This is a genomic window from Nocardia asteroides (genome assembly GCF_900637185.1).
In the GTDB taxonomy this organism is placed as follows: domain Bacteria; phylum Actinomycetota; class Actinomycetes; order Mycobacteriales; family Mycobacteriaceae; genus Nocardia; species Nocardia asteroides.
The window spans coordinates 479,376-501,277 of record NZ_LR134352.1; the positions used below are offsets into that span (position 1 = coordinate 479,376).

Genomic DNA, 21,902 nt, shown 5'->3' on the forward strand with positions numbered 1-21,902 from the left:
AAAGGCTAGTTTATGTGCTCTTTTTTAGAATTGGAAATGCGGTAATAATACGACCGGTATCGAGATCGATGAATCCGCCGATCTTTATTCCTCGATAGACACCAATCCAGAGATTACCCTCTTCATGTGTGCCGTTCCTCATTGCCGATTCGACTGCTCGGCGAACTTGGGCGGAGCTCCAAGTATCGGGGAAGAACGTAGACCGGCCGACCTTCGTAACCCATTCTCCTCCGACCCATCGGCTCAAATGAACATTACCTTGGTATACACCGTCCCGGTTCGGTGCGGTGCGGTGGGTGACCTTGACCCCGTACCGATCCCGTCCACCCGGTCGGTGGTGGTAACCCTTCGCATGCATGCCCTTCTTGAGCTCGCCCTTGAAGATGTGTATCCACGTCTGGTTATCAGACCAGAACGGAGGAACATCGGCCAAGTTCGGAGGTAGGGAGCCTCCCGTCCCAATCGACCCAGTCTTCGCACCTCCTCTGCCACCTCCAGCTCGAGGCAGGTTTTTGGGGGCAGCTTGCGCGGGACCCTTGGCGCTGCCACCGACTTTCGTACCAACGTTGGTAGCGCTGTTTTGCAGGGCCTGGCGCACTGCTGACGTTCGGGCACCAACCGATGTCAGTGCCGCTGTTTCAGTTTGAAGGTGGGCGAAGTGCTCGATCTCGGCGACGAGGTTGTGTGCAGCGCGCGCGGTGGCGGTCTCGCTGGTGAGTACTTCGTTTAGGGGTCGGCCCGCGCCGAGACGCTGGTGGGCCGCCCCAAGGATGCCAGTTTGCGACGCGGAAAATCCTTTGTCGGTAGCAGATCTTGCCAGGATGGACGCGGAAGATGCCGATGGCATTGTGATTGTTTGTGCGAGGGTGGGTTCAGCTTTGGCTGGAAGTACCGCGCGAGATCCTGGTGTAGTAGCTTCAGGCTTCGTTTTTCGGAGTGCGATGGCTGTGCGCAACCGATCGAGCACTGCGACGGACGCCCCGGTCGTGACCCCCGTCAGGGCCCGCGTTCTGAGTTGTGAAACGGCCAGTCCCCTGGCCGCCAGAGTCGATCCGTAACCGGCCATTTTGCTGCCGTACCAACGCGCACCGATACGAGCCCCCCACCCCGCGGCAGCGAATGGTAGATCGACCAGAGTCGCCAGTTCGAATACCAGGATGGCATTGTCTTCAACATTTCCGGCATCCAGGGCCCCGGACTGCATCGGTACCGAAATACCGTCGATAGTTTCAAACGACGACCACTTCATTCCCTGGTAGTCGGAGTCGGTAAGCATCGTCAGCTGGTTGTTTTTGTCGAAGTGCGCGATAGCTGTTAGCAATTCGCCACCTGGTCCAACGTAGTACCACGGCTGGGTGGCGGTACCATCCGGGGCATAGCTCATCGGCCCGCGGTGGGAAATCTTGTCCTCGGTCCACGCTCCCGCGAAAGGATCGAAGTGAGTCCCGCTATTTGATGCCCCGATCACGTTGTTGTAGCGATCGATCGAAGTCGCCGAATTGTCGGGACCCACGACGGTCCGATTCCCGCCGTCATCGGTGATAATGCTGAACGGTGCACCGCTGTCCCGACCGGGAACAGTCAACACATTCACGTTTTCACCATCTGACCCGAATACATCTGTCACCGGAGTGCCGAACACCTCACTCGGCGTGAATCCCGATTCCACGACCCGGCCGTCCGGGTAGTAGGCCACGGTGTAACCGCTACGTCCATCCGGCCCCAGCTGTGTCACGATCACCGGTAATGAAGATCCTGGTGGGGGCTCATTGACGATCATCCCGCCCGGGTATTGCACGGAATGTGAACCATCTGGGTTCGCAGTCCATGTGGTAGTTCCGTCGGGGCTCGCGACGGAAAATACTTCGGACACCTTGCCGTCTGCGTGGGTAATGGTCGTTTCCCACGAATTTCCATCCGTGTTCGGTACCGGTGCCGACCGACTCCTCAGCACCACCGAACTGTGCATGTTCCACACCGTCGTATTGACCGTGCCGGTCGTGGGGTCGACCGTACTCGTCGTGTGACCACCATCCGGCGTCGCAGTAATCGTCGCGCCAGCAAATTGGGTCGACTCACCAGGTTTCAATTGCGCCATCTGCACGGGAACCAAAGGCGCCGGCAATTCGCCAGGATTCGAAGCCCCAGCCAGCACTGCAGCCGTCTCCGGATCTGTTCCTGTCAGAGCCCCCAACAAACCCGGCACAGGCGGTCGAGTCGTGGCCTGCGGTCCGGGCGTATCGGTGTTCAGAGCGGGAGTCGCCGGCTGTTGTGGTTGCATGACCGCAGGAGGCGGAGTGGTTTGGGCTGGAACCTCCGGCTGTGGTTTCGGCGGTGGCATACCACCGGCGTAGTTGTGCCCGCCGTAGTCGATTTTGGGCTCGTCGGCGATCGGATCCGCGACCTGCACCGGAGCACCGGGAGTGCCAACGGATGGGCCTTGGTCGTTGACGAAACGCGTCGCCGGCCCTGCGATGTCGACCGCTTGGTTGTTCAGGTCCCGTTGCGCGAGGACCCGGTTGTACGCTCGCGCGGCCGCGGCGGGGGTCAGGCCCTCGACGTTGATCACCCGGGGTTGATCAGACCGGACGCTTGTTGATTTGACTCCGATCGGTGTCAGTGATGCACGCCAAGCCGCACCAGCATTCACCCAATCGGCGGCGACGCTCACCGTGAAGCCGCCGACGCATCGTCGATTCGCCGACGTAGCTCGGCCACCATCGCCGCATACGCCTCCGACTTGGTCTTCCCCTCGACCGCGATGCCCCGGGGATGCGTTGCATGCCAAGCGCTTCCCTCGATCTGCTTCACCGAGATCTGGTCGAAGTCGTAGAACTCCTCGACGTCAGGAGTCGGCCAGTTGCCTTCGGCATCGGGCGTGATGTGGGTGCCGGTGTCGAAGGCGCCGGGGACGCCGGCGGGAGTGGGGACCCACCTGATCTCCTCGAATTCGGGGTGGACTCGCACGCCGCGCTTGACCAGGTATTCGGCGACACGGGTGGCTTGTTTGATCGAGGTGACCGTGGGTTCGGCAAGTTTGCGGCCGACCGCGCTCTTCCATTCCGGGAGGTGGATGACCGAGAGTTCTTCGGCCAGCAGGCGGACCTGCGGGTCGAGTTCGTCGGTGTGGTCCGGCTCGGCGAGCTTGCCGGACAGGGTTTGCTGCAGCAGCGCCAAGAACTCGGGAGTGACCAGCTGACCGGATTCGGTTTGTACGTATTCGGTGGACGACATAGCAGTGGTGCTGAAGTCGACCGAGCCGATGATTTCCTTGCCGGACATAGGGTGTGCCTCCCGAGCTTGGGCATGAGAAAAGCCCAGGCCGACGGGCCGGGCTTGGGGGATGAGATGGTGTTCAGTTAGAGGCCGAGCAGCGGCAGGACTACCGGGGCGAGCAGCAGTGCGAGCTCGAGCAGTTCGAGTACGACAGGAAGCATGGAAATCACCTCCTCCCATCGACGTGATGGGCTGGCGCGTCAGGCGGGGGGTGTTTCGAGAGCCTTCAGGCGGTCCAGGATGTCGGCCAAGGCGTCTACGACGGTCATGCCGTCGAGCTGGTCCCAGCCGCCGTACATGCCCGCGTCGCGCTGCCGGCTACCGCACAGCTGCTCGCGGATGTCTTTGACGTCACTGCCGATCGGGCCGCAGAAGGCGGTGATGAAGTCCTGGATCTGGGTTACTTCGGATGCGCTCATCGGAGCGTCCTCTCCGTCGATGAAGGCCTGTACGGCACGGCGGAATTCGTCCATGTCGATACCGGCGGGGTCGATTTTTCCTTCGTGCGAGTACTCGCGGTGTGCCACGCAGTCCTCGGCGGAGCGGCCGATGCGGGCCAGGATGGCGGCGCAGCCGCGTTGGTAGGCGTCGATCTGTTCGGGGGTCCAGTCGGTGCCGTCGCCGCGGGAGACGGCTTCGATGCCGATCACGTGGTAGTTGGCGTTGTCGGTGGGCCAGCCCGGCCAGGAGCCGCGGCCGGCGTGCCAGCAGACGCCCGCGGCGACGACGCGGTAGGTGCCGTCGCGCTCGAGGACCAGCTGGGCTAGCGGGCCGGGGAGGTCGGCGCGGCCGTTCTGGACGATGCGCCAGTCGTTGGCGCCGCCGCCGGCGGTGTGGTGGCAGAGCACGCCGCGCAGGTCACGGAAATCGCCGTGGCCGCGGTCGCGCCAGCCGTCGTGTTCGATCACGTTCAGGCCGGCCGCGCGCAGCACGTCGGCCAGCCAGACCGGATCTCCTGTCCAGCTCATCGGCTGTTCTCCTTCGATAGGGGGAAGTCGGTGTCCCGCCCTCGCGGATGAGGGGAAGCGCGAGGGCGGGACGGGCGCCCCGGACGCGGCGGCGGCGTCTCGACCGCAGACCACCTACGGGAGACGGGCGCATCGGGGGCGCGGCATGCGGCGGGCTCGAATCCCGCACCGTGTCGAGTGTTCTCCGGGGGCTTGCCGCATGCGGTTCGGTGGGGCACGCGGGGTGCCGTCAGATTTCTTCCTGCAGGGTGGCGGGGACCTTGTACTGCGCGGCCGGTGGTTCCTGGCCCGGGACGTGCAGGCGCAGGAAGCCGAGCAGTTCGTCGATGTGCCGCTGCAGGGCGCGGATCAGGCGGATGGCGTCGCGGAAGCGCAGTTTGTCGTCGGCGGCCTGTTCCTCCAGGGCGACGACACGTTCGCGGAGTTTGGCGACCTCTCTGGCCTGCCAGGCGGTGACCGCGCCGATCACGGTGGCGACGGCGACGCCGGTCGCCTGCACGAACTCAGGGCTCAACCACGTGGCCACGCGCTTCACCCGCCGTTCCCGACACCGGGGTCACCGCGGGTCTGATCACCGCCCCGGCGATCAGGGGCGTCGCCAATCCGTAGAGGGTGAGCAGGGTTTCGATCCAGGCGGTGTCGATTTGCCTGCCGAGCAGGTAGGCGAGCACGCCGGTCGCGGCGACCAGGACCGACCGGACCAGCGCGGGCTCCGGCATCGTGGTGATGCGCATGCGAATTCCTTTCCCCGGGTGCAACACCCGATGTCAGATGCGCCCTTCGGCGACATCGCGGTTCAGGGCCTGTGCCAGTGCGCGGGCGTGACCGCAGCGGACGTAGTCGTCGGTGTGGCGGCCGTCGAACAGGTAGCCGCGGGCATAGGCGACAGCGCCCGCCCAGCTGCGCCAGTTCGCGGGAGACCACCAGCGCTGCAATTGGTTCCGGGCCGCGGCGTTGAGCATTTCCTTGCCCCAGGTGACGGCGGCATTGGCGTTCGCGAAGCTGAAGAAGGCGCTCAGGTCGGCGATGGTGCGCAGCGGGTTGCCCGCGGGCAGGGCGGTGATGGGGTCGCCGGGGGCGGCGGCCCAGTAGGCGGGGATGCCGTCGATCGGGCGTTCGCCGACGACGCCGTAGCCGCCGGGATCGGTGTCGCCGAGGTAGTGGCCCGCGGGTCGGCGAGGGTCGGCGATCAGGGCGCACGCGATGACCTCCCGGCCGGGATGTTCGCCGCGGCCGATCTCGGCGGCGAGGTCGCCCGCGACGGCAGCACCCTGCGAATATCCTGCCAGCACCACCGGGTTCGGCGAGCGATCGACGGCGGCCAGCAGCGCTCGCTTGCCCTCGGCGACGCTGCGGGCGTAGCTCATGGTGGTGCCGTAGTCGGCGGGGTACGGGACCATGCGGGCGGTGAAGATCGACTTGTTCAGCGCGTCGACGAACGCGCCGGTGACGCCGTCGCCGCCAGGGTTCCAGGTGCCGCCGACCACCAGGACGTCGATGGGGCGCGGGTCGCGGCTGGGGCGCGGCCGGTCTTTCGGCGACCACAACGACATGGGAGTACCTCTTTCGGGAAGGACGTGGATGGGTCCCGCTCCGGACGCGTGATCGTCCGGAGCGGGACCAATTCGCCCCGGCGCGGCGGCGTCGTCTGCGACCGCGGCGGTGCCGTGGGAGACGGGCGCGCCCGGGGCGGGCATGCGGCGGGCTCTGAACCCGCGGGCGTTCGAGTGTTTTCGGGGGCCTGCCGCATGAGTTCGGGGGCCGCAACGACGCAGCCCCCGTTCCGTTGATGCGGAACGAGGGCTGAAAAGTGCTGTTGTGCTTGCTATTTGTGGTGTCTGCCGGGCGCAAGCTGGCGGAGCATCTCACCGGAGCTCGAGGTCGGCCAGAGGCACAGGTACGGGTAGTCGGCGGTCATGCCGGGTAGCCAGCCGAGCCGGTTGAGCAGGTGGACGGGGATCAGGGCCAGTTCCTCGTCGTCGAGGTGTTGCAGGCGCCAGCCGAGCAGGAACTCGGTGACGCCCAGGATGGCGGCGACATCGGGCATGTTGTTGCCGATCTCGAGCGCGTCGCGCAGGTCGGCCAGCGGGATGAGCCGCCGGGAGACGATGTGGTGGACCTTCATCTCCACCCGGCCGCGCCACAGTTCGCCGTCGAGCGCGGCCGCCAGTTCCAGCGACTCCGCCATCTCGATATGGGCGATCGAGTGCGCGATCACCTCGTTGCGGACATGACCGGACAGATCGGCCTGGATGAGCACCGCCCGATCCACCACCGACCAGTACGACACGAAGTCGAACACGACCACGGAATCGATCCGGATACCGTGATTGAACGCCACTTCCTGCGCATTGAAACCATTGCGCTGCACGGCGATACCCTGTCGGTCAGGCATCACCGCATCCGACTCGTCAACACCCATGGGGACACACAACTCTCACGATTCGCCACTGACAACCGCTGCCGCATCCTCACCCCGACAGTTGCCGGATGCAGACCGCCGGTCACCGCGAAGCGTGGTGTTTCACCACGAACGGCGCGCGCAGTGAGCGCCAGCGATCGACGGCGCCCGCGACGACTTGCAGGTCCTCCAGGCAGATGTCGGACATGTCGACGTGACCGGCGCGGTTGCTTCTGACCGGAACCGGATCGTCGGCGTTCCGGTAGGCGCGATCGCCTTCGCGAGTCGACTCGCCGGTCGGCTTGCCTGAGTCATCCGGGATGAACGCATCGAAAGCACCTGACACAGAAAACCTCACCCAGCAGCCGAAATGGACAGTCCCTCGGTCGAGAGCACCTACCCACTCTACCGAGGAGTTAAACGTGAGCCCCGGTCAGGATCTTCGGCATCGATACCCGATGGAAGTGAAATCTGAAGTGTGCGCCCGATTTTGGGCATGCGAAATCCCGCTGGGACTATCTTGCAACATGGTTCGCGTTGTGTCAACACTTGTGCCGAGAACAGGCGAACATGCAGGTAGAAGCACCGCCTGGCGCCTGAATCGACGGCGCGGAGGCGCGAAAAGGGGCTCGGCGTAAGCCTTTCGGTGCCGAAAACGCCGGTGGGGCGCCGGCCTTGTTCGGCCGACGCCCCACCGGGACAACTGAATTCGCTATGCATCTTTGGTTCGCCGACGCGCCGGGAAGGCGCGATGGGCGTCGAGTACCTCGCCGACCACGAACAGTTCGGGCCAGTCGGGCAGCCACGGACCGGGCACCGGACCGATCCGGCCCGCCTCGCGCAGGGTGCGGACCCGGCGGGCGGTGAGATTGCGGTAGTCCTCGCCCAGCTGCTCGGCGAGCTTGCCGATGCCGGCGGCGTTGAGCCGGACGGCGCGCGCCCGCAGCACGAGTTCTGTGTCGGCGGCGGACACGTCGACCGGCGGGCACACGATCGCGACCGCGGCCTCGACCACGGCACCGATCTCGGCGGGCGCCGTCTCCACGCCTTCGGTCATCGCGAAAGCGACGATATTGCGCTGCAACCATTCCGCCATGCCGGCGATGCTCGCCGCGCCGTCGTAGGCGAAGGCACGCTGCTCGCAGATCAGCCGGACCCAGGACACCAGGACGGCGCGCAGCTCGTCCTCGACCCGGGCGGCGGCGGCGTTGAACGGCAGGCGCTGTTCGCGCGCGCCGTTGCGGGTGCGGTAGTCGACGGCGCCGAACCTGGTCTGGCGCGTCCGCGCGTCCTCCAGGTCTTCGGCCAGATCGGGGATGTCGCCCAGCAGGCGCGCCAGATCTCGCGCGGCACTTCGATCCAGGTACAGGTGCGTGTCATCGAGCCACCTGTCCAACGGGGTCACACCACAGGAATCCTCACGCATGCGGTTCGACGCCAGAACGGCATCGCTCGTACCCATGTACTTGCTCCTTCAGTCGATAAGCAGGCCCAGTGCCCCGCGGCCGCGGCACCGTACTGCGGTGCCCGCGCGGCGGGACGGTGCCGAGTGGATGCCCTCTGCGAAGGCCCCCCCAATCAACACTCGTTGTATGCAACGTTGTTACAAAGCACATGTCAAGCCGAGCGATCGAACTGCACGGATCGGTTGGTGTTCATCACACCCTAGGGGCGGCGAGGTAAGGAGGATGTACGATGCCGCGCGAGTATCGGCCGGTGCGGGCGCACCCTAGAGCACTACATGCACTTCATGCATCAGTGCAAACAATCTGCTATCATCGCGTCATGGTGAGACAACGGAGCGCGGTGGTCCCGCCCGAGGTCAGCGTCACCCTGCGGCTTGCTCGCAAGGAGCGCGCGATGTCGATGGACCGCGCCGCGAAGGCAGCACGAATCAGTACCAGCCTGTGGACGCAGGTGGAGAACGGTACACAGTACAAACGCGGCCAGAAGGTGCCCGCCAGCACCACCGCCGAGACCCTGCAGGCGATGGCCGCCGCCGTCGGCCTCGACGCCGAGCCGCTGCTGCAGCAGGCCGGGCTCGACCCGGTGGAGACGGAGCCGGTGGCGGCACAGCCGCCCAGCGGCATCGTCGATCTGTCCGGGCTGTCCGAGGGCGATCTGCGGATCGTGGCCGCCTACGTCAACGGGATCAGGGCGGCGCGCCGGAGCTGAACCTCTGGCCTGAACAGCGAAAGCCCCACCGGTGGTGGGGCTTTCGTCGTATGTCGCCGATTCGCGAGGGGCTGCAAACCGGTTCGGGCCGCACACCGACGGTGCACGGCCCTGGGTGCGAGTTACTCGCCGCCGCCGGTGCCGGTGCCGGTGCCCGGATCGGTGGTGCCGCCACCGGTGCCGGGATCGGTCGGGTCGGTCGCGCCGCCGCCGGAGCCGGAGCTCAGGGCCTCGAGGATGGCGGCGAGGGTGTCGGACGAGCCGGTCTCGGCCTCGTCGGCGATGGCCGACTTCTTGGAGGTGGGCGTGGTGCCGCCGCCGGCGCCCGGGTCGGTGGTGCCGCCGCCGGTACCCGGATCGGTCGGATCGGTCGCGCCGGCCGAACCGGAGGTCAGGGCCTCCAGGATCGTGGTGACCGACTCGGCCGAGCCGGTCTCCTCAGCGGTGGCCGTACCGGCGCCGAACAGGGCGATGCCCGCGGCGACCGCGAGACCGATACCGAGCGTGCGAAGCTTGTTCATTGAATGAAACCCCTTGGTATGCAACATATCCGTCGGCATTGGTACCGACAGGAAGTTTCTAACATGAGAGTTTTCCGGGTCCCAGCCCCTAGTTGTCACGGCATTCGCTGAGGCAATGCCAGAAGTTTGCCAGCACCTGTCAGGATGTTTCGCTCGGATCGAGGACTTCATTCCGATCGCTCGACAGGTGTTGCGGTCGAGCCACGGTTCGCGGGTGCCGGTGTGCGGTTTTCGCAGGGCAAGCGGGTGAGCGGTCGATGAATGTGCTGACAACGCGTGGTGAATTCGAGGACGCGACGCCGACACGGCGCTGAACAGCTTCGATTACCCAGTTAATCACCGGCTCATGCCATGATAGATCTCACAGGCAAAGTGCGTAACGTTGTGAGGTCTCGAATCGATGCTAGCCCAGGATCATTGGTGGACGCCAGTGGATTGCCGCCTCGATACCTGTTCGGATCTGGGAGTTTTCCGATCGATTTCTGGAAGATTGCCGTTCGATTCCGCGGGGCTACTCGTCGAAAGGTTCGGGGTACTCGTCGGCGTCCGCTTCGGATCGTTCCACCCAGGCTCGATAGGCCGGGTTCACCAGATCGAGAGCGGCGGTCGGCGGGCCATACAGAATGAGATCCTGGCCGAGCTGCTGGAGTTCGTAGGCCTCGTCGCCGACCACCGCGAATGCGTCCGGCAAGATCCCGCCTTCGGGCCGAGGTTCGTGGCCGCGGTTGGCGAACGAGCGTCACAGTGACGTGCTGTGGTGCACGGCAATTGAGGCATCAGCCCGCACGGGGGAAGTGCGGGCCGATGCCTCAGGCCGGTAATCGCGTTGTCAGGACGGGCAGTTGACCGTGTACTCCCACTGAGTGTCGTCCATGCCGCTGACGCGGACGGTCACTGTTGTCGCGGTGCCCGCGGGGAGGGAGACGACGGCGGAGCCGGTGCCCTGGTTGATGTTGTCGCCGATGTAGCCGGTGTCCAGGACCTGACCGCCCTCGTAGAAGACCTGGATGCGGTCGGGGATGTTCAGCGTCTCGTAGGACAGCACGAAAGAGGTGGGGCCGGCGACGCCGAGCTGGTGGGAGGTGGTGGTGACGCCCTCGCCACCGGACTTGGTGGAGGTGTTGCACGGCTGCACGCTCTCCGAGGAGCCGCCGGAGCTGCCACCCAGGATGCCGCTGCCGGTGTCGAGTAGGTCGCCGAGAATGCCACTGCCGGTGTCGATCACACCGCTTCCGGTGGTGCCGCTGCCGGTGTCGGCGCCGGCCAGACCGGGTACGGCCAGCGACCAAGCCGCCGCCGTCATCACGATCGCCATTGTCTTTTTCACAACGCTACCTCCACACCACTTCTCGCCGAACGGATCATCAGGTGAAACGCGTTGGGCGGCCGCAGTTTCGCCGCCCCGGCCCGATTGGGCACCGCAAGTTCTAGCACGCGGCCGGGCAGGCGCGGAGCGGCCGGAATTCGGGGCAGGCGACTGTTCGGATGCCGGTCGGTAGCCGGGTTTTCCAGCGTGGAGTATTGGCGATTGGGCAACATCGGATCGCCCGCCTAGACGGCATCGGGCAATTCCTTAGCTCGCGGAAGAAAGCACCGGTCGGTAGACCAGAATGCGTCGAATCCTATTGCGTGGCAATGATTCAGCGAACGCAATCAGTGGCGATGAGTAATCTCACAGCGAATGCGCGTAACGACGGATTCGGCGATGCCGATCCGCGTGCGCGAACGGGCCGTACATCCGTGCGGATGTACGGCCCGTTCGAAATCCCGGAGGCCTCAGCGCAGAGTCGCGGTGAGGTGAGGGAAACCCTTCTTGGGGTGCAGCATCGACAGGTCCCAGCCGGTGCCCACCTGGTCGGCGTAGATGTTGACCGCGGCGGGCAGGAAGACCGGCTTACCGAATTTGACCGAGTAGGTGGTCTTTTCGGGAACGCGACCCTCGATGGTGGCGAGGATGTTCGCGGCCGACCACATGCCGTGGGCGATGGTCTTCGGGAAGCCCATGGCCTTGGCACCGATCCCCGAGACGTGAATCGGGTTGTGGTCACCCGAGGCCGCGGCGTAGCGGTTGATCATCTTCTGATCGACGCGCTGCACGCGCAGCGGCGGCGGGGGGACCTCGTCGGCGGGCGGCGCCGACTTCGGGCCACCCGACAGGGAGGTGCGCTGCTGGTGCAGGAAGGTGGTCACCTGCCGCCAGACCAGCTCCCGGCCCACGCGGATCTCGGTGATCGCGTCGACCAGCAGGCCCTTCGGGTGCTCACGCAGGTTCTCGATGTGCGCGGCGAAGTCGAGGGGCTCGGCGACCGAGATCTCCCTGGTGCGCTCGATGACGTTCTCGAAATGCACCGCGCCGACCGCGCTGAACGGGAAGTCCCGCGCCACGACGAGCTGCATCGCCAGCGGGAACGCCAGGATGAACGGGTAGGTCAGCGGCAGGGTGTCGCTGAACCGCAGCCCGGTCGCGTGGCAGTACGCGGCCAGGTGGTCCGGGTCGACCTGGAAGCCGTCCAGCACTACGCGGCGGTCGGGCAGTGTGGCTTTGCGGCCCGAGAGCGGAGCGGGCAGCGGGACGGCGCCCAGCGCCGCCTTCGCGTACAGCCCGCCGTTCTTCGGAACCTCGGTGAGGGTGATCGTCTGGGTCATCAGGCGCCGATCAGGCTCTGACCGCAGACGCGAACCACGTTGCCGCTCACCGCGTTCGACGCCGGGCTGGCGAAGAAGGCGATGGTCTCGGCGACGTCGACGGTCTGGCCGCCCTGCAGCAGCGAGCTCATCAGGCGGCCGGCCTCGCGGGTGCCCAGCGGGATGGCGGCGGTCATCGCGGTCTCGATGAAGCCGGGGGCCACCGCGTTGATGGTGATGCCCTTCTCCGCCAGCAGCGGGGCCTCGGCGTCGACCATGCCGATGACGCCCGCCTTGGACGCGCCGTAGTTGGTCTGGCCGCGGTTACCCGCGATGCCGGCGATGGAGGACACGTCGATCACGCGACCGCCGTCCTTGAGCACGCCCTTGGCCACCAGGCCGGAGGTGATGCGGTGCGGCGCGGCCAGGTTGACGTTGATGACCGAGTTCCAGCGGCCCTCGTCCATGTTGGCGAGCAGCTTGTCGCGGGTGATGCCGGCGTTGTGCACGACGATGTCGATGCCGCCGAAGCGCTCCACGGCGAAGTCGGCCAGGCGCTCGGCGGCGTCGGGCGCGGTGACGTCGAGGGCCAGGGCGGTGGCGCCGACCTTGTTGGCGGTCTCCGACAGCGCCTCACCGGCGGCGGGGATGTCGGCGACGATCACGGTGGCGCCGTCACGGGCGAACACCTCGGCGATGGTGGCGCCGATGCCGCGGGCGGCGCCGGTGACCACGGCGACCTTGCCCGCGAGCGGCTTGTCCCAGCTGGCCGGGGCCACGGAGTCGGCCTTGCCGACCCGGATGACCTGGCCGTCGACGAAGGCCGACTTACCCGAGAGCAGGAAGCGCAGGGTGGACTCGAGGCCGGTCGCGGCGGCGCCCGCCTCGGGGTGCACGTAGACCAGCTGGCCGGTGGCGCCGCGCAGCAGTTCCTTGGCGACCGAGCGGCTGAAGCCCTCGAGCGCGCGCTGGGCGATCTGCTCGTCGACCGAGGCGGCCAGCTCGGGAGTGGTGCCCAGGACCACGACACGCCCCGAAGGTGCGAGGTTGCGCATGGCGGGCTGGAAGAATTCGAACAGCTGCGAGAGCTTGTCGATGGAGTCGATGCCGGTGGCGTCGAACACCAGGGCGCCGTACTTGGTGCCCGAGTCGAGCGAGTCCGCGATGGCGTAGTCCGTGCCGAGCAGGGCCCGGATCGGCTCGGCGAGGCGGCCCTTGCCACCGAGCAGCACCGGGCCGGGCAGCGCGGGCTCGCCTGCCTTGTAGCGGCGCAGCTCCGCCGGCTGGGGCAGGCCCAGCTTGCTCGCCAGGAACGCGCCGGGGCGGAGTGGATGAAGGATCCGTAGAGGTTGGGTGCACCCTTGCTCTTGGCTGCCACTGTTCCTACCTTCTCTGTGCTCGACGTGTGGATGACCGTGCTCGCCCAGTGTCCCCCGTGTGAGCTCACATTTGCGGGTACGGTGTCGACAACGAACTTACTCCAGAGTAAGTTGGATGACAACCGATCACCCGACGAGACCATGGAGAACTCGAGTGACAAGCAAAGCCCGCTCGGCGAAGACCCCGGCAAAGACCGCGAAGACCCAGCGCCCGGTCGCGATCGTTGGCGGTAACCGTATTCCGTTCGCTCGCTCCGACAAGGCCTACGCGCACGCGTCCAACCAGGACATGTTCACCGCCACCCTGGACGGGCTGGTCAGCCGCTTCGGCCTGCAGGGCGAGCGGCTCGGCATGGTCGTCGGCGGCGCGGTGCTCAAGCGCGTCGGCGAGCACAGCCTGATCCGCGAGAGCGTGCTCGGCTCCAAGCTCTCGCCCTACACCCCGGCCCACGACCTGCAGCTCGCCTGTGGCACCGGCCTGCAGTCGGTGGTCACCGTCGGTGACGCGATCGCCATGGGGCGCATCGAGTCGGGCATCGGCGGCGGCGCCGACACCACCTCCGACGCGCCGATCGGCGTCAGCGAGGACATGCGCGAGTGGATGCTCACCGCCAACCGGGCCAAGACCAACAAGGACCGGCTCAAGCTGGTCGGCCAGCTGCGCCCCTCGATGCTGGGCATCGAGATCCCGCGCAACGCCGAGCCGCGCACCGGGCTGTCGATGGGTGAGCACGCCGCCATCACCGCCAAGGAGTTCGGCATCGCCCGCGAGGCGCAGGACGAGCTGGCCTACCTGTCGCACAAGAACATGGCCGCCGCCTACGACCGTGGCTTCTTCGACGACCTGATCACCCCGTTCCTCGGCCTGACCCGCGACGACAACCTGCGTCCCGGCTCGACCGTGGAGAAGCTGGCCACCCTCAAGCCGGTGTTCGGCACCAAGCTGGGCGACGCCACCATGACCGCGGGCAACTCCACCCCGCTCACCGACGGCGCGTCGGCGGTGCTGCTGTCCAGCGACGAGTGGGCCGCCGAGCGCAACCTGCCGGTGCTGGCGCACCTGGTGGACTCCGAGGTCGCCTCGGTCGACTACATCCACGGCCCCGACGGCCTGCTGATGGCGCCCACCTACGCGGTGCCGCGCCTGCTGGCCCGCAACGGCCTGACCCTGCAGGACTTCGACTACTACGAGATCCACGAGGCCTTCGCCTCCGTGGTGCTGTGCACGCTGGCCGCGTGGGAGTCCGACGCCTACTGCAAGGAGCGTCTGGGCCTGGACGGCGCGCTGGGTTCGATCGACCGCAGCAAGCTCAACGTCAACGGCTCCTCGCTGGCCGCGGGTCACCCGTTCGCCGCCACCGGCGGCCGGATCGTGGCCTCCACCGCGAAGATGCTGGCGGAGAAGGGATCCGGCCGCGCGCTGATCTCCATCTGCGCCGCGGGCGGCCAGGGCGTGGTCGCCATCATCGAGCGCTAGTCCTCTCGGCCCACCAAGGGCGGCTCCCGGATTCGGGCGCCGCCCTTCGCCGTTCCACGGGCAGGGGTTGACCTCGACAAGGGTTGGGCTCTTACGGTCCGGAGTGATTGCCGATCACGAGGAGTGGAGAAACCGGGTGGGTGCCGGGCGGGTCACGGCGCCGACAGCTACTCCCGGCTGGTGGAGACCTTCGCCCGGGGCTGACCCGGTTGCTCAGCGGCACATCGGGTTGGGATGCGGCTCGGTGGAGGCCCAGGGGCCGCAGGCGATGAGCTCCAGGAAGCCGAGGGGGATGTCGACGAGGGCGGACCCGGTCCCGGCCGAACCGGATTCGGCGACGACCGCCGGAGCGGGGGCGGCCGCAGCCGGGGACGCCCCCGCGGCGATGCCCGCGACGGCGGCGGTGGCGACCAGGATCCGGACCATACGGTGTTGCATGACAAGCCTTTCGCGAAGAACACAGCAGAACTGACAATCACATCGGGTCGCTCGTCCAGCTCATTTCCCGGCACTTTCCTGGGCTTGACCGCTCGAATCAACTTGCGCTATAGGCGATTACGTGGCGCCGATGGCTTCGGCGATCAGCGGCCACGAGGTGTGCAGGTCCTGTTCCCAGTACTTCCAGGTGTGGGTGCCCGCGGCGCGGAAGACTGTGTGGGCGGGGATGTTCAGGTCGGCTAGGCGGGTGGCCAGGGCCTGGGTGCAGGCGTTGGCGGCCGCTTCGATGGCGCCGCCGAGGATGATCTGGTCGGTCAGGCCGATGACCTTGCCGAGGCTCGCGCCGGCGGGGAGTGCCTCGGCGACGCCGGGCAGGCCGGTGGCGCTGGAGAGGTAGATGGTCTTGCCGCGCAGGCGTTCCGCGTTGAGGTAGGGGTCGTTGGCGCGCCAGGCGGGGTCGTCGGGGGCGCCCCACATGTTGGCGGGGTCGGCGCCGGCGCGGGCGAAGACCAGGTCGACGTAGGCGCGGCCCATCGGGTCAGCGACCGAGGCGCAGCCACTGTAGGCGCCGACGGCGCGGTAGCGGTCGGGCGCGGCGATGGCCAGATTGAGCACGGCGGTGGCCGACATCGACAGCCCGGCGATGGCGTTGACGCCGCTGGCGCCGAGGGTCTCGTCGACGATCGGCGGGAGTTCCTCGGTGAGGAAGGTCTGCCACTTGTTGCGGCCGAGCTTGGGATCGTCGCGCTGCCAGTCGGTGTAGTACGAGAACTTCCCCGCGGCCGGGGTGATCACATTGACGTTCTTGTCGGCGAAGAACTGCACGATGTCGGTCTGGTTGTACCAGTTGGCGCGGTCCTCGCCGCCGCCCGCGCCGTTGAGCAGGTACAGCGTCGGGCGTGGCACGCTGGTGTCGGCCGCGGTGATGACCTGCAGCGGGATCACCCGATCCATCGCCGCCGAGTACACGTGCAACGTCTGCTGGCGCTGCCCGGGCCGGTCGATCCGGTCGAGCCGGGAACCCTCGGCGCCCGCGGTGCCGGTCGCGGCGGTCAGCAGGGCCAGCGCCATGGCGGCGACCGCCAGCGATCGCGTACGGCGGAACACGAACATCAGTCCTCACTACGGATGAAGCGGCGGGTGACGAAACCCAGAGCGCCGGGACGGCAGCGCGAGACCGTCCCGGCGACCAGGTGCTACGCGATCAGCTACCGATCAGATTGCGCAGCACGTCGGAGATGATGTCGCTCAGCGAACCGGTGGAGCTGAGCTGACCGTCGGAGGAACCCAGGCCGTTGTCGCCGAGGCTGCCGATCACGGTCTCGCCCGCGTTGGCGCCACGCGCGGTGAAGCAGGCGGTGAGGCCGGGCATCTCGTTGCTCACGCCCACGGTGCCCGCGACACCCACGCCGCCGCTGGTGACCTGCTGGCCCGCCTTGACGCTGTCCGGCACCGGGTAGGTGATGGTGAGGGTGACCGGGTTGCCGGAGTTGACGAACCAGCCGGTGCTGGTGACCTTCCAGCCGCCCGCGTTGGGCTCGGGGGTGACGTCCTCGGTGACCTGGCCGCCGATCGCGTGGTACGCGGTGATGGTGGTCTTGGTCGGCGCGCCGAAGCCCACCGGCGGGAAGTCGGTGATGGTGTTGACGTAGGGGTTGCCGATGCCGGTGGTGCCGACCACGACCTTGTAGGTGACCGAGGTGCCGACACCGACCTGCTCGGCGCTGGCGGTCTTGTCGTAGACGTGCGTGATGCCGACGGTGCTGGCATCACGCTTCTCGGCGTGGCTACTGACCGCACAGCTACCCTCGGCGGCGGCGACGCCCGAACCAAGACCGACGCCGACACCGGCGACGACCAGAGCGGTGGTGGCGACGCCCGCGGCGATACGCGAAGTCCGGAACATGATTGTTTCCTCCAAGCCCCGGCGAAGTCGGCCGGGACGAATTCCTCATCGAGTGGTCTATCCCCCTCTGACCACAAGGTATCGGCCGGACTGGACAGTTGTCCTGGAAAATAAGAACGTGTTCTCATCTTTGTGGAAGATTACCGTTTCACTCTCTGGCGAGGGTCGCCCGGGGTAGCATCCGAGATTTTTCGGCAGCGCCGGAAAGTCCCGAAAACGGCAAACCGGCCGCCCGCCGGAGCGACGGGAGGCCGGTTTCGGACGTAAATACCCCTAGACGGTCAGCTCTCGGGCAGCTCGTTGTGGCCGCCGAACGCCTTGCGCATGGCCGAGAGCATCTTGTCGGCGTACAGGGCCTCCCCGCGCGAGGAGAAGCGCTGGAACAGGGCCGCCGACAGCACCGGGACCGGCACGGCGGTGTCGATCGCGGCGTCGACCGTCCAGCGACCCTCGCCGGAGTCCGAGACCCGGCCGCTGAAGCCGTCCAGGTTCGGATCGGCGTAGAGGGCGCTCGCGGTGAGGTCGAGCAGCCAGGACGCCACGACCGAACCGCGCCGCCACACCTCGGTGATGTCCGGGATGTCCAGGTCGTACTGGTAGTACTCGGGGTGCTCCAGCGGGGTCTCCTCGGCCGAGTGCTCACCGTCGCCGTGGTCGGCGCCCACATTGGCGTGCTGGAGGATGTTCAGGCCCTCGGCGTAGGCGGCCATCGCTCCGTACTCGATGCCGTTGTGCACCATCTTCACGAAGTGACCCGCGCCGGCCGGGCCGCAGTGCAGCCAACCCTGCTCGGCCGGGGTCGGCTCGCCGGTGCGGCCGGGGGTGCGCGGCGCGGCCTCCACGCCGGGCGCGATCGACCGGAACAGCGGCTCCAGGTACTTCACCTGCTCGGCCTCCCCGCCGATCATCAGGCAGAAGCCGCGTTTCAGTCCGAACACCCCGCCCGAGGTGCCGACATCCAGATAGTGGATGCCCTTGGGCGCCAAGGCCTTCGCGCGCTTGATGTCCTCGTGGTAGCGGCTGTTGCCACCGTCGATGATGATGTCGCCGGGCTCGAGCAGCTCGGCCAGCTGGTCGATCGCGCCGCCGGTCGCGCCCGCCGGGATCATCACCCACACGACGCGCGGAGCGTCGAGCATGGCGACGAATTCCTTCAGGTCGGTGCTGCCCTGGAAACTATCACCCAGCTCGGCGGACAGCTCGTCGATGTGGCCCTGGTGGCGCTCGTGACCGACAGCGGTGTTCCCGTCGCGGACGATCCGGCGCACGATGTTGGCACCCATCCGGCCGAGGCCGATCATTCCCAGCTGCATCAGTTCTCCCTCGTTGTCCGGTCCCTGGTGTCGAGTCTCACGTGAGATTGTCCCGCGCGCGCACCGCGAGCTCAGGAGCGGCGCCGCGGGCCCCGCCGAAATTCCTCGGAAACCGGCTGTAACGCCCCGCTACGGGCCGCGATAAACAGATCGGCTCCGTGTAGTTGCCAGACCCCCGACCCGGCAACTACGCGGAGCCTTCCTGCTGTCCATCCACTGTTGCCAGGCTGCCAAGGGCGGCGAAGACCACTACCCTTGGCCGGGGCCCCGCAAACAATCCCGGGGCCGGGCGCACCTGATTCAGGACACGCCATAGATCCCAACGGAAGGACCTCCGTGCCCAGCGAGTCGAACGCCGGAACACCCCCCGGCCGACAGGGCGAGGTCGGACTACGCAAGCTGCTCGAAGCAAATCGCACTTTCGATGCCGACACCACCGCCCTGCCCACCATGCCTCTGCGCACCGTGACCCCCGATCGCTGGTCACCCGCGCCCGCGGCCCCGCAGCCCCCGACCGGCCCCGGCACACCTGCGCTGGTCAAGCGCATCGGTATCGCCGTCGGCGCCGTGTTCGCCGTGGGAGCCCTCGCCTACCTCGCAGACCTGGCGCTCAGCTCCGGTGAGGTGCCGCGCGGCACCGTCGTCGCCGGGGTCGACATCGGCGGCATGGACAGGGCCGAGGCCGACGCCCTCCTGCACACCGAACTCGGCCCCAAGGCCGAACGACCGCTCCCGGTCCGCATCGGCGACGTCCAGGCCAGCATGGTGCCCGCGACGGCCGGTCTGCAGGTGGACTGGAACGGCACCTGGGACGCCGTCGGCGACCAGCCCCTCAACCCCGTCAGCCGGCTGGTCTCGCTGTTCGGCACCCGCGACGTGCAGGTGGCCAGCACCATCGACGCGGCCGCCCTCGACCAGCAGCTGACCGGATTCCAGGCCCACGACAACCCCACCGTCGAGGGCACGGTCCGTTTCGTCGGCGGCAAGCCGGTCGCGGTGGCGCCGGTGCCGGGCCGGGTGCTCGACACCACGGCCGCCCGCACCACCATCGTCGAGCGCTGGGCCGCGAGCTCCGAGCTGGACCTGCCGGTGGTCGCCGCGCCCGTCGCGGTCCGCACCGAGGCGGTGCAGGCCGCGCTGCGCGATATCGCGACGCCCGCGGTGTCGGCACCGATCACGCTGAGCGGCAAGGATGTTCGCGCCACCCTGAGCCCCGAGCAGATCGCGAGTGTGCTCAGTTTCGTGCCCGACGGCAACGGCGGGCTGGCCCCCAAGATCGACAACGACGCCGCGATCGCCGCGCTGGCACCGCAATTGGCGCCCTCGGAGGTGGAGCCCAAGGACGCCACCTTCACCGTCGGCGCGGGCAAGCCGACCGTGGTGCCCGCCGTGGTGGGCAACAAGGTCGACTGGCCCAAGACACTGGAGCAGCTGCCCGCCCTGCTCACCCGTACCACCGGCCGCGACACCGCGGTGGTGTACCAGAAGGTCGAGCCCAAGCTCACCACCGAGGCGGCCAACGGGCTCGGCATCACCGAGATGGTCGGCCAGTTCACCACCGGTGGCTTCAGCGGCCCGTCCGGAGTGAACATCCGCACCGTCGCCGCGAAGGTCGACGGCGCCGTGGTGAAGCCGGGAGATACCTTCTCGCTCAACGAGTTCACCGGTCCGCGCACCGCGGCCGAGGGCTATGTGGAGTCGGGCATCATCGACAAGGGCAGGCCGAGCACCGCGGTCGGCGGCGGCATCAGCCAGTTCGCCACCACGCTCTACAACGCGGCCTACTTCGCCGGCATGGAGGACGCGGGCCACACCGAGCACAGCTACTACATCTCGCGGTACCCGGCGGCGCGCGAGGCCACCGTGTTCGACGGCGCGATCGACCTGGCGTTCCGCAACAACTCGACCTCGGGCATCTACATCCAGACGGTGGCGACGGGTTCCGACATCACCGTGCGGCTGTGGGGCACCAAGACCGTGGACGTGGAGTCGATCACCGGCGAGAAGTCGAAACCGACCGAGCCGCAGGAGATCACCCTGCCCAAGGGCAAGGACTGCATCGCCTCCGAAGGCGCGCCCGGCTTCACCATCTCCGACACCAGGGTGATCACCGATCGCAAGACCGGCGCCCAGGTGTCGCGGCACACCCGCACCGTGAAGTACGACCCGATCCCGATCGTGAAGTGCGAGTGAGGGTTTCCTAGCAGTTGCAATCGCAGCTGCAGCAGTCGCCGCAGCCGCAGTCCTCGCCACAGCAGTTGCCGCAGCAATCGCCGCAGTCGCAACAGCTCTCGCAGTCGCAGTTCTTGGCCCAGGCGTCCTTGCGCTCGCCGGTGCACGGGCTGGTGTGGTCGACGCAGCAGGCCACCCCGGTGCAGTAGACGCCCAGGATCAGCCCGCCCGCCTTCAGCGGGCCGGGCCTGGTCGGCGGGCGGCGGCCCGGCGGCGACGGGAACTGGTACGGCGCATGCTGTTGCGCGACAGGCGAAGTGCGGCACACGTGCCCCACCGCGAGTCCGAGGCCCTGCCCCAGCCGGCGCAGCATCGTCGCCAGCGGGTCGAGCAGTGCCCAGCGGACGGTGGGCAGCTGGTCGAGGTGCGCCTCGGCGGCCGCCGCGCGGATGCGGGATTCGCTCTCGCGCAACAGTTCATAGGCGCGCGGCATGTCGGTGCCGGTGGCCGCGAGCGGGTTGAAGCGGCCGCGCAGACGGTCGCGTTCGAGGTCTTCGACGGCGTCGGCGAGGTGGGCGATGCGGCCGACGTGGCGACCGATCTCCCGCAGTGCCGCAACGTTTTCCGGGCGGCCGGCGAGGGTGGCGGTGTGGCCGAACAGGGTGGCGGCACAGAGCTGGGTGGGGGCGGTGAGCTCGTCGAGGGTGATCGGCGAGAGGACTCGGCGTGTGGCGTCCGCATGCGCCCACGACGTGCCATCGGCCCGCGCTTCCAAGGCGGTCTGGCTGTCGATGGCGGTGATCAGCGGGCCGATGTCGAGGCCGATGAGGTCCGCTTGGGCGCGGGCGGCCGCGGACCAGGTGCCGGAGACGCGGCGCATCGGCGGGCGCGCGAGACGGCCCGCGTCGCCGTCGTCGACGTGATCGCGAATCTTGGCCGCGCCCAGCAGCAGTGACGCGGTGGCGGCCAGCCGCACGCCCGGCGCGTCCGCCGCGACCACCGAGGCGCGACGCATGCCGCGCAGCGGGCAGGGTCCGGCGGTGCGGCGCTCGCCCGGCGCCGCGGCCTGGGCCTCGGTGAGCACGCTGAGCACGATGGCGTCGGTATTGGTCGCCGCCCTGGCCAGCTGGCCGGAGCCGTCGCGCAGACCCAGGCACAGGCCGCACATGTGCGCCTGCCACTGCCCCGGATCGATGCCGTACTTCGCCGCGCCGTGCGCACACGGCTTCAACACACCGAACACTGCCACCC

The 21,902-nt window shown here is 67.7% G+C and carries 20 protein-coding genes and 3 pseudogenes; 4 read left to right on the plus strand and 19 right to left on the minus strand.

Features of this window, described 5'->3' with window-relative positions; translation table 11 throughout:
* Positions 1-10: 10 nt before the first annotated feature.
* The 9 genes from EL493_RS02410 to EL493_RS02450 all read right to left on the minus strand — a co-directional run bounded on the left by EL493_RS02410 (position 11) and on the right by EL493_RS02450 (position 8,107).
* Entirely contained in the window at positions 11-2,569 is a 2,559-nt protein-coding gene (locus tag EL493_RS02410) for an EndoU domain-containing protein (protein ID WP_022566686.1), read from the minus strand.
* 98 nt (positions 2,570-2,667) lie between these two features.
* Complete coding sequence (locus tag EL493_RS02415; protein WP_126405533.1) at positions 2,668-3,177, minus strand: hypothetical protein; 510 nt, start codon at positions 3,175-3,177, stop codon at positions 2,668-2,670.
* A 299-nt stretch (positions 3,178-3,476) separates the two neighbouring features.
* On the minus strand, positions 3,477-4,244 hold the full coding sequence (locus EL493_RS02420) for a peptidoglycan recognition protein family protein (RefSeq protein WP_019049862.1): 768 nt from the start codon (positions 4,242-4,244) through the stop codon (positions 3,477-3,479).
* Between the two features lie 229 nt (positions 4,245-4,473).
* Positions 4,474-4,770 carry a hypothetical protein gene (locus EL493_RS02425; RefSeq protein ID WP_126405535.1) on the minus strand — a complete coding sequence of 99 codons (297 nt, stop codon included), beginning with the start codon at positions 4,768-4,770 and terminating at the stop codon, positions 4,474-4,476.
* Entirely contained in the window at positions 4,748-4,978 is a 231-nt protein-coding gene (locus tag EL493_RS02430; protein ID WP_019049864.1) for a hypothetical protein, read from the minus strand. Before EL493_RS02430 ends, EL493_RS02425 begins: the two co-directional genes overlap by 23 nt.
* Positions 4,979-5,011: 33 nt before the next feature.
* Positions 5,012-5,797: an alpha/beta fold hydrolase gene (locus tag EL493_RS02435; RefSeq protein WP_019049865.1), complete on the minus strand. Its 786-nt coding sequence runs from the start codon at positions 5,795-5,797 to the stop codon at positions 5,012-5,014.
* A 272-nt stretch (positions 5,798-6,069) separates the two neighbouring features.
* Positions 6,070-6,639, minus strand: coding sequence for a hypothetical protein (locus tag EL493_RS02440; RefSeq protein WP_126405537.1), 570 nt, complete (start codon positions 6,637-6,639; stop codon positions 6,070-6,072).
* Between the two features lie 109 nt (positions 6,640-6,748).
* Positions 6,749-6,991, minus strand: coding sequence for a hypothetical protein (locus EL493_RS02445; protein WP_019049867.1), 243 nt, complete (start codon positions 6,989-6,991; stop codon positions 6,749-6,751).
* A 366-nt stretch (positions 6,992-7,357) separates the two neighbouring features.
* The gene (locus EL493_RS02450) at positions 7,358-8,107 is read right to left on the minus strand and encodes a hypothetical protein (protein WP_019049868.1); all 750 of its coding nucleotides are present in this window, start codon (positions 8,105-8,107) and stop codon (positions 7,358-7,360) included.
* A gap of 323 nt (positions 8,108-8,430) precedes the next feature.
* On the opposite strand from EL493_RS02450, the gene EL493_RS02455 reads away from it, so the two are divergent.
* The gene (locus EL493_RS02455; RefSeq protein WP_162178123.1) at positions 8,431-8,820 is read left to right on the plus strand and encodes a helix-turn-helix domain-containing protein; all 390 of its coding nucleotides are present in this window, start codon (positions 8,431-8,433) and stop codon (positions 8,818-8,820) included.
* A gap of 122 nt (positions 8,821-8,942) precedes the next feature.
* Here EL493_RS02455 and EL493_RS02460 read toward each other — a convergent pair whose 3' ends face one another.
* From EL493_RS02460 to EL493_RS02480, 5 genes and pseudogenes are all read right to left on the minus strand, one after another.
* Positions 8,943-9,341, minus strand: a complete 399-nt coding sequence (locus EL493_RS02460; protein ID WP_019049870.1) for a hypothetical protein — start codon at positions 9,339-9,341, stop codon at positions 8,943-8,945.
* Positions 9,342-9,852: 511 nt separating this feature from the next.
* On the minus strand, positions 9,853-10,032 hold the full coding sequence (locus EL493_RS02465; RefSeq protein ID WP_019049871.1) for a hypothetical protein: 180 nt from the start codon (positions 10,030-10,032) through the stop codon (positions 9,853-9,855).
* A gap of 138 nt (positions 10,033-10,170) precedes the next feature.
* Positions 10,171-10,656, minus strand: coding sequence for a hypothetical protein (locus EL493_RS02470; protein ID WP_019049872.1), 486 nt, complete (start codon positions 10,654-10,656; stop codon positions 10,171-10,173).
* A 461-nt stretch (positions 10,657-11,117) separates the two neighbouring features.
* The gene (locus EL493_RS02475) at positions 11,118-11,987 is read right to left on the minus strand and encodes a MaoC/PaaZ C-terminal domain-containing protein (protein WP_019049873.1); all 870 of its coding nucleotides are present in this window, start codon (positions 11,985-11,987) and stop codon (positions 11,118-11,120) included.
* Positions 11,987-13,344 (minus strand): annotated as a pseudogene (locus EL493_RS02480) (3-oxoacyl-ACP reductase). The gene EL493_RS02475 and the pseudogene EL493_RS02480 overlap by 1 nt, the downstream one beginning before the upstream one ends.
* A 155-nt stretch (positions 13,345-13,499) precedes the next feature.
* On the opposite strand from EL493_RS02480, the gene EL493_RS02485 reads away from it, so the two are divergent.
* A complete protein-coding gene (locus EL493_RS02485) occupies positions 13,500-14,822 on the plus strand; it encodes an acetyl-CoA C-acetyltransferase (RefSeq protein ID WP_019049875.1) in 1,323 nt (440 codons plus the stop codon).
* A 213-nt stretch (positions 14,823-15,035) separates the two neighbouring features.
* Here EL493_RS02485 and EL493_RS02490 read toward each other — a convergent pair whose 3' ends face one another.
* Positions 15,036-15,260: a hypothetical protein gene (locus tag EL493_RS02490; RefSeq protein ID WP_022566690.1), complete on the minus strand. Its 225-nt coding sequence runs from the start codon at positions 15,258-15,260 to the stop codon at positions 15,036-15,038.
* A 130-nt stretch (positions 15,261-15,390) separates the two neighbouring features.
* Between EL493_RS02490 and EL493_RS33815 the strand changes: the two are divergent.
* Positions 15,391-15,492: pseudogene (locus EL493_RS33815) on the plus strand (hypothetical protein); the annotation flags it as partial.
* Here the strand turns inward: EL493_RS33815 and EL493_RS02495 are convergent.
* The 3 genes and pseudogenes from EL493_RS02495 to gnd form a co-directional block, all read right to left on the minus strand.
* Positions 15,477-16,373, minus strand: a pseudogene (locus EL493_RS02495) (alpha/beta hydrolase); the annotation flags it as partial. The pseudogenes EL493_RS33815 and EL493_RS02495 sit on opposite strands and share 16 nt — an antisense overlap.
* A gap of 91 nt (positions 16,374-16,464) precedes the next feature.
* Entirely contained in the window at positions 16,465-17,166 is a 702-nt protein-coding gene (locus tag EL493_RS02500; protein ID WP_019049878.1) for a hypothetical protein, read from the minus strand.
* Between the two features lie 281 nt (positions 17,167-17,447).
* The gene (gnd, locus tag EL493_RS02505; protein ID WP_019049879.1) at positions 17,448-18,479 is read right to left on the minus strand and encodes a phosphogluconate dehydrogenase (NAD(+)-dependent, decarboxylating); all 1,032 of its coding nucleotides are present in this window, start codon (positions 18,477-18,479) and stop codon (positions 17,448-17,450) included.
* 336 nt (positions 18,480-18,815) lie between these two features.
* Between gnd and EL493_RS02510 the strand changes: the two genes are divergently transcribed.
* A complete protein-coding gene (locus EL493_RS02510) occupies positions 18,816-20,672 on the plus strand; it encodes a VanW family protein (RefSeq protein WP_019049880.1) in 1,857 nt (618 codons plus the stop codon).
* Positions 20,673-20,679: 7 nt separating this feature from the next.
* On the opposite strand, the gene EL493_RS02515 is transcribed toward EL493_RS02510, so the two are convergent.
* Entirely contained in the window at positions 20,680-21,894 is a 1,215-nt protein-coding gene (locus tag EL493_RS02515) for a DUF5685 family protein (RefSeq protein WP_019049881.1), read from the minus strand.
* Between the last annotated feature and the right edge of the window lie 8 nt (positions 21,895-21,902).

Coding starts and splice junctions, on each gene's coding strand:
- EL493_RS02420 (WP_019049862.1), bottom strand. CDS start 4,244: ATGAGCTGGACAGGAGATCCGGTCTGGCTGGCCGACGTGCTGCGCGCG.
- EL493_RS02475 (WP_019049873.1), bottom strand. CDS start 11,987: ATGACCCAGACGATCACCCTCACCGAGGTTCCGAAGAACGGCGGGCTG.
- EL493_RS02470 (WP_019049872.1), bottom strand. CDS start 10,656: ATGGCGATCGTGATGACGGCGGCGGCTTGGTCGCTGGCCGTACCCGGT.
- EL493_RS02460 (WP_019049870.1), bottom strand. CDS start 9,341: ATGAACAAGCTTCGCACGCTCGGTATCGGTCTCGCGGTCGCCGCGGGC.
- EL493_RS02440 (WP_126405537.1), bottom strand. CDS start 6,639: ATGCCTGACCGACAGGGTATCGCCGTGCAGCGCAATGGTTTCAATGCG.
- EL493_RS02430 (WP_019049864.1), bottom strand. CDS start 4,978: ATGCGCATCACCACGATGCCGGAGCCCGCGCTGGTCCGGTCGGTCCTG.
- EL493_RS02455 (WP_162178123.1), top strand. CDS start 8,431: ATGGTGAGACAACGGAGCGCGGTGGTCCCGCCCGAGGTCAGCGTCACC.
- EL493_RS02435 (WP_019049865.1), bottom strand. CDS start 5,797: ATGTCGTTGTGGTCGCCGAAAGACCGGCCGCGCCCCAGCCGCGACCCG.
- gnd (WP_019049879.1), bottom strand. CDS start 18,479: ATGCAGCTGGGAATGATCGGCCTCGGCCGGATGGGTGCCAACATCGTG.
- EL493_RS02500 (WP_019049878.1), bottom strand. CDS start 17,166: ATGTTCCGGACTTCGCGTATCGCCGCGGGCGTCGCCACCACCGCTCTG.
- EL493_RS02450 (WP_019049868.1), bottom strand. CDS start 8,107: ATGGGTACGAGCGATGCCGTTCTGGCGTCGAACCGCATGCGTGAGGAT.
- EL493_RS02490 (WP_022566690.1), bottom strand. CDS start 15,260: ATGCAACACCGTATGGTCCGGATCCTGGTCGCCACCGCCGCCGTCGCG.